General features: G+C 52.9%; 8 tRNA genes. All 8 read right to left on the bottom strand.

Annotation, left to right across the window (positions count from 1 at the left end):
• Nucleotides 1-53: 53 nt before the first annotated feature.
• The 8 genes from OIO11_RS06160 to OIO11_RS06125 all read right to left on the bottom strand — a co-directional run bounded on the left by OIO11_RS06160 (nucleotide 54) and on the right by OIO11_RS06125 (nucleotide 737).
• Nucleotides 54-127: transfer RNA gene (locus OIO11_RS06160), tRNA-Gly, on the bottom strand.
• 6 nt (nucleotides 128-133) lie between these two features.
• Nucleotides 134-208 (bottom strand) — tRNA-Gly (locus OIO11_RS06155).
• 20 nt (nucleotides 209-228) lie between these two features.
• Nucleotides 229-304 (bottom strand) — tRNA-Pro (locus tag OIO11_RS06150).
• An 11-nt stretch (nucleotides 305-315) separates the two neighbouring features.
• Nucleotides 316-392, bottom strand: a tRNA-Arg gene (locus OIO11_RS06145).
• Between the two features lie 6 nt (nucleotides 393-398).
• A tRNA-Gly gene (locus tag OIO11_RS06140) sits at nucleotides 399-472 on the bottom strand.
• 6 nt (nucleotides 473-478) lie between these two features.
• A tRNA-Gly gene (locus OIO11_RS06135) sits at nucleotides 479-553 on the bottom strand.
• A gap of 6 nt (nucleotides 554-559) precedes the next feature.
• A tRNA-Leu gene (locus OIO11_RS06130) sits at nucleotides 560-643 on the bottom strand.
• A gap of 18 nt (nucleotides 644-661) precedes the next feature.
• Nucleotides 662-737: transfer RNA gene (locus OIO11_RS06125), tRNA-Lys, on the bottom strand.
• Nucleotides 738-781: the final 44 nt, after the last annotated feature.

Here is a 781-nt window from a genome sequence, read left to right as displayed (position 1 = left end):
CCCACGCCTTAGAAGGGCGTTGCTCTATCCAGCTGAGCTAAAGACGCATATTTTGGAGCGGGTAAGGGGAATCGAACCCCTGTGTTCAGCTTGGAAGGCTGACGTTCTACCATTGAACCATACCCGCGTTTTTTGGAGCGGAAGACGAGATTCGAACTCGCGACGTTCACCTTGGCAAGGTGACGCTCTACCACTGAGCCACTCCCGCATTTTAGTTTTTTGTTGTAGTGGTCGGGGTGGCAGGTCTCGAACCCGCGGCCTCATGGTCCCAAACCATGCGCGCTACCATCTGCGCCACACCCCGTTAANATTTCATGGTGCGTCTTAAGAGATTCGAACTCCTGGCCCACGCCTTAGAAGGGCGTTGCTCTATCCAGCTGAGCTAAAGACGCATATTTTGGAGCGGGTAAGGGGAATCGAACCCCTGTGTTCAGCTTGGAAGGCTGACGTTCTACCATTGAACCATACCCGCATTTTTTGGAGCGGAAGACGAGATTCGAACTCGCGACGTTCACCTTGGCAAGGTGACGCTCTACCACTGAGCCACTCCCGCATAACTTGGTGCAGGTGAAGGGAGTCGAACCCCCACGCCAAAGGCGCTAGATCCTAAGTCTAGTGCGTCTGCCAATTCCGCCACACCTGCACGTTTTAATGTTTTAAATGGTGATCCACCGGGGAATCGAACCCCGGACAACTTGATTAAAAGTCAAGTGCTCTACCGACTGAGCTAGTGAATCAAATGGCTGGGATAGCAGGATTCGAACCTACGCATGTAGCAGTC

The organism is Clostridium sp. ZS2-4, from assembly GCF_026719745.1.
GTDB lineage: Bacteria > Bacillota > Clostridia > Clostridiales > Clostridiaceae > Clostridium_H.
The sequence above is the reverse complement of the archived record's forward strand: the minus strand, read 5'-3'. Positions and strand labels throughout refer to the sequence as shown.